The 5,289-nt window shown below is 51.2% G+C and carries 1 protein-coding gene and 1 pseudogene; both read right to left on the bottom strand.

The window, feature by feature from the left end:
• Positions 1-896 (bottom strand): annotated as a pseudogene (locus AAF465_17190) (IS3 family transposase).
• 112 nt (positions 897-1,008) lie between these two features.
• The gene (locus tag AAF465_17185; GenBank protein MEM7084459.1) at positions 1,009-5,094 is read right to left on the bottom strand and encodes an FG-GAP-like repeat-containing protein; all 4,086 of its coding nucleotides are present in this window, start codon (positions 5,092-5,094) and stop codon (positions 1,009-1,011) included.
• Between the last annotated feature and the right edge of the window lie 195 nt (positions 5,095-5,289).

Raw genomic sequence — 5,289 nt, 5'->3', positions numbered from 1 at the left:
CTGCCACGGCTTTCCCGGATCGATTGCGGCGGTATCGATGCCTTCATCACGCAACCAACGGATGATGGCGGCCGACACGAATTCGGGGCCATTATCTGAACGGAGATACCGCGGCGCTCCGTGGGTGGAAATCAATCGAGCCAACACATCGATCACGCGCGTCGTACGGAGGCTTCCCGCGACCTCGATGGCGAGACACTCACGCGTCCACTCGTCCACGACGGTCAGGCATTTGAGTTTCTGTGCGTTGGCGCAGGCGTCGAACACGAAGTCATAGGCCCACACGTGATTGGGCCCACTGGGCGGCAACGGACGAGGACGACCCGACGCCACGCGCCGGCGCGGTCGCCTTCGAGGCACCTGCAAACGCTCTTGGCGCCACAAGCGGTACATCCGCTCAGGGCACAACGAAAACCCCTCGCGTTGGAGAAAGATGCGCACCCGACGGTAACCGTAACGGGGATATTGCTCGGCCAGGCGACGCATCGCCTCGATGAGCGCACGCTCTTTGTCCGCCCGGCGCGAACGATAACCCAAGCTCGAACGAGCCACCTTGATTAGCGCACAAGCGCGACGCTGTGACAGACCACGCGCACATGCCAACGTGACCTGCTCCCGACGGACCCGTGCGCTCACCACTTTTTTGAATTGATCTCACGCATCACATCGAGTTCAAGATCACGCTCAGCGAGCAGTTTCTTCAACCGCGCGTTCTCTTGTTCGACTTCGCGAAGGCGTCTCACATCGACCGCCTCCAACTCACCGTAGCGTTTACGCCAGCTATAGATCGTCGCTTCGGACACGCCATGGCGCTTCGCGACTTCGCCGACACTCTCCCGATCCGCTTCGCGCAAAATCTTGACCATCTGGTCTTCGCTAAATCGACTCTTCTTCATCGCTCCCTCGCTTCTGGGGAGACATCGTCTCAAGTTTTAACTGGTCCGAAAATCCCAGAGCAGGTCAAGGACAGGTCAGATGAGTCGCGACTAAACCAGAGACTTTTTGTTGCTATCCGCTTGGTACCCCGCCTGCACAGGAGAGCGCTGAGCCGGGGATGCCGCCGACCGAGAACCGCTGAATTAGGCGTGCGTCGTTTGTGTTGCAGTCCCCATGTCCGGTTACGTCACAGGTCATCGGACACTCAAACTCTCCCACGACGCAGCGTTGGATTATTCGTGCGTCATTAGTGTTTACGATTCCGTTTTGGTCGGCATCGCCGCACAGGAAAAAGCCGTTTTCACATGCATCGCCAATGTCATTCCCATCTTGATCTAATTGATTCGAATTGGGCACAAGGATGCAATTGTCTTGGGTGTCGAGGACACCATCATTGTCCGAATCGTTTTCGGTTATTGCACTGGAGTCTACAATATTAATGATCAACGATTCCGTCAAAGCCACGCCATTGACTGTCCCATCTATTGCCACCACACCCGGCACAGGATTACCCAAAAGAGTTAGAACAAAATTGAACCCGCCAGTCTCAGAGACGGTAGGTTGTGAAATCGCAACGTCTGCTGTCGAGCCCTCAGCGACTGAAAGTTCTACTATGGAATTGGGTCCAAGTGTATTCCCGAATTGGTCTTTTGGTGTGACAAAAATAACGCCTGTTGCGCCAGGTTGCGTTGCAAAGAACCCTTCGGAATTTGTGAACTGTAATTGCGTAACACTCGGGTCTACTTCACCGACAACAAAATTAACGATGCCGGTGTTCATTAGCCGTTGACTGTTTACCGATACGGACAATTGAGCTTCACCGACTTTACTTGGCGCCTGTAGAACTCGAGTATAGATACCGCCACCTACGGATGTTGTTACTCCTAAAAAACTACCCGCAGTGGACGAAAACTGTACCGCTGACGCCTCAATGTCAAATGGGCGGCCAGCACAGTCTATTAATATGGCAGTCACCTGTATCAAACTTTGACCGTCTGCGACCCGCTGACCGGGATTTGCGAATACGGTAGAGTTTTCATCACATAGATCGTTATCTAACTGAGTCGATACAGGCACAGAAAACTGGCGTACCACTGATTGCTGAACACCCGCCTCGTCCGAAAATCCAGCGACCAAGGTGACTTCATAATTTCCTTCAATCGTTGGATTATCCAAAATCACTTGGAAGTTGCCACTTCCCATATCAACAGCCATCACTTCGAAAATCCGCCCTTGAGGGTCTTCGAATTGCGCAACCACCTCAACCGAACTCAGAGATTTGGTCATACTAAGCTGCGCGTTTATCACCAAAGGCTGTTGTAGCACGTTGACAAACTGAGAGGGCGCAGCATCAAACGATATCGGACTTGTTGGAACGTTACTGACAATAGTGCCGCTATTGGCTGTTATGTTGATAAAAGTGTTCTCTGAACTTGGCCGGAACTCCCGTGCAGTCCACGTGCCTGCCTTGGGGTCTCTGACATTTATTACATCGTAAGTATCCCCTACCACTCGTGTTACATTCGGGTCCGACACCAAGTTTAGTGCTTGACCATCAGGGTCAATTAACAATACGAATGGTGCATTCTCCGGGAGTTGCCAAGTCAGGGACATACGGAATTCGCGTACACTTTGACCGACAGCAAAAAACTGCTCCTCAACTGTATCGTTGACATCCAACGGAATGGCGAACCCACCTCCTTCTGCCGACTGATTTGTATACAGAATTAATACGTCTTCTTCGCCATCATCCGCATACTGCAGCTTAACTGCGGCGATATTAGGCACATCGCTAGAGAGCCCAATGAAGCTGCCTTGAGGCCCTACTTCAACTCGAGTTTCTCCAAGCTTTTTTCGTTTATTACTGAATGCCGTCAGCGTGGCGGTGGTGGGAAATGGTGACGCAATATCCATCCCTACTGAACGCTGCGGCGTAGCAAAATCCATCGACCACGGAGCCTTCTCAGCATCAAAGTCCGCCCGAGCATGTTCACTGCCGGCGAGAAAACCATCCCACTCGATGAAAATCGCTGGCTGCCCTGACTCCGGGACATCAATAAACAACGCCTCCAAGTTGTCGGACTTGGAGAGCGCCACAATGTTCGCAGAAGATTCCAAGTCGAGCGCGAGTTTGCCTGTCACATCCACTTCCGCATCAGTGCTTTTAACCGATAAATCCGCTCCCGTAAGCGAAGTGTAAAATTTGCTCCCATTTGTCGTAATTTTACGAAACTCTGACTCCGTCAAATCATTATCAGAAATGCTTACCACAAAATAATTTAGATCAGGCCAAACGCCACCAAAGTCCTCATCAATAACCACCTGTGGTGTGGGAGACGCATTGTGAAATCCATCCGTGATAATTAACACCGAACGCTCACGATTAGGGATAAACGTCGGATCTCCTAGCATCGGCATAGACTCCAGCGAAACGCGCAAGGCCGCGCCTGCGGACGTCGCACTTCCATCAGCAACAATCGGCGCGATAAAAGTGTTATCAATAAATGCAAGATCGGGAAAGAATCCTGGAAATGTGACAGGCATTCGCTCTAGCGAGTCTGTGTCGGTGGCAAATTCGTTGACGCCTACTCGGTCGTCGGTCACGCTAAGGTCGCCTAAACGTCCGTTAGCCAGGGCTTTAGCCCGGTCGATACGAGTGTTCATTAATCCATCATCAACCGTCATACTGGCGGTCGCATCGATGGTGATGACTAGATCTACATCTAGATCCGATGGAGTGAACGTGTTGTTCTCATAAAGATATATTCTTTGACTACCAACTCCGAGGCTGAAATTTCCTCCCACGAGGTCGGTATCCGAATCATTATCAAAGTCGCCCGCGGCGATCGTGAGGCGATGAAGTGGTTCGCCGTCAGGCAATGCGCCGTATGGGTTTAGAGCGACAACATAAATCAAATCACTATCCACACCACCCTGATTAAGCAACAATCGATTATTAGTGACATGAGAGCCTGGACCATCACCCCAAGCTTCCATTACATCTTGGTCGCCATCACCGTCGAAATCCGCAATCTGTAAATCGTATGTCGATAAACTTCCCGCCGGCAACGCCGGTAGAGTGGTTAAATTTGTGAAGTTTCCGCTGCCATCATTCCAAAAGAGCACGTTGTTTTGTGCTCGATTTACAATGTATAAATCTAGATCACCATCCCCATCTAGATCTTCTAATTCGGCATCAACAGACTGACTATTATTCTCAATGCCAGGCAGTCGAGTGTCGGTGACGTCGACAAATTCGACCCGACCACTTCCATCTCCCACCAACCCATTATTGCGTAGCAACCGACTTGGAACGCCGTTGTCGGTGTTAGTCCAAAAGAGGTCCGGTAAATCCGGTGCTATACCTGCATCGATATTTCCAAACGCCATACCATGGGTCCGATCTTCGCTTAAGCTATCGAATGTGTCGTTATCAACATTACCAATAACAAAACCCTCGGGGCTGGTGCACAAACTCGCACCACTGCTCGGTGATGCCCAACAGTTGATAAGGTATAGATTTTCAGCAAGATTATAACTCGCCACAACCGCGTCAAGGTCACCGTCACCATCCACATCGGCAGTATCTACGCCGTCGAAGTAAATACTGCCCGCCCCGCCAATACCATTAAAGCCAGCGATACCTGTGCCGTTTTCAATCTGGTCCTTTGTTGGCATCAGATCATCTCGAAACTCGAATGTCGCATTCCCGTTATTCAGTAAGAGATAGATGCCAGATACATCGGTCCTCAAAACGTCCAAATCGCCATCATTATCAACGTCTACTAAGTCACCATCGTAAGTGCGCTGTCCCAAATCCAATGGCCCATCAAACTGCAACGAGGGTATCGTCGGTTCGCCGACGGCGTTCTGCACCGGGACCGCAACAAATGCACCAGGCTTGCCCGTCAAATTACCGTTCAGAAGGACCCTGTCAAGGTGCTCATTGCCACCAAAAGCATCGTTATCTGATGCGAAAATGTAGATGTCCAGATCCCCATCACCGTCGAGATCTCCAAAATCAACATCCCACACATCTGGTGTGTTAGTGCGAAACTGGAGATCGACTGGAATCGTGGGAGCCGCTAGCTGACCTGATTCTAGAACGGCTGAGAAAAGCCCTTGCGCCTCACACGAGAGGGAACCAAATACCAGCATAGCCACTGATATCAGCCAGCTAAACGGAGAAGAGCTCGCTTTCGCCCGGTTAAACAATCTATCAGCCGAACGATTCTGACAATCTTCGCACGTCCGCATTTTTCAGAACCTGCCGATTCCCCTAGTCAACCTTACTATCCGCTTGGTACCCCGCCTGCACAGGAGAGCGCTGAGCCGGGGATGCCGCCGACCGAG

The organism is Pseudomonadota bacterium (genome assembly GCA_039028935.1).
Classification (GTDB): domain Bacteria; phylum Pseudomonadota; class Gammaproteobacteria; order Steroidobacterales; family SZUA-146; genus SZUA-146.
This window is presented reverse-complemented; position numbering and strand designations above follow the sequence as displayed.

Excerpts from the sequence above, each read along its gene's own strand:
- AAF465_17185 (MEM7084459.1), bottom strand. The coding sequence starts at position 5,094 with ATGCTGGTATTTGGTTCCCTCTCGTGTGAGGCGCAAGGGCTTTTCTCA.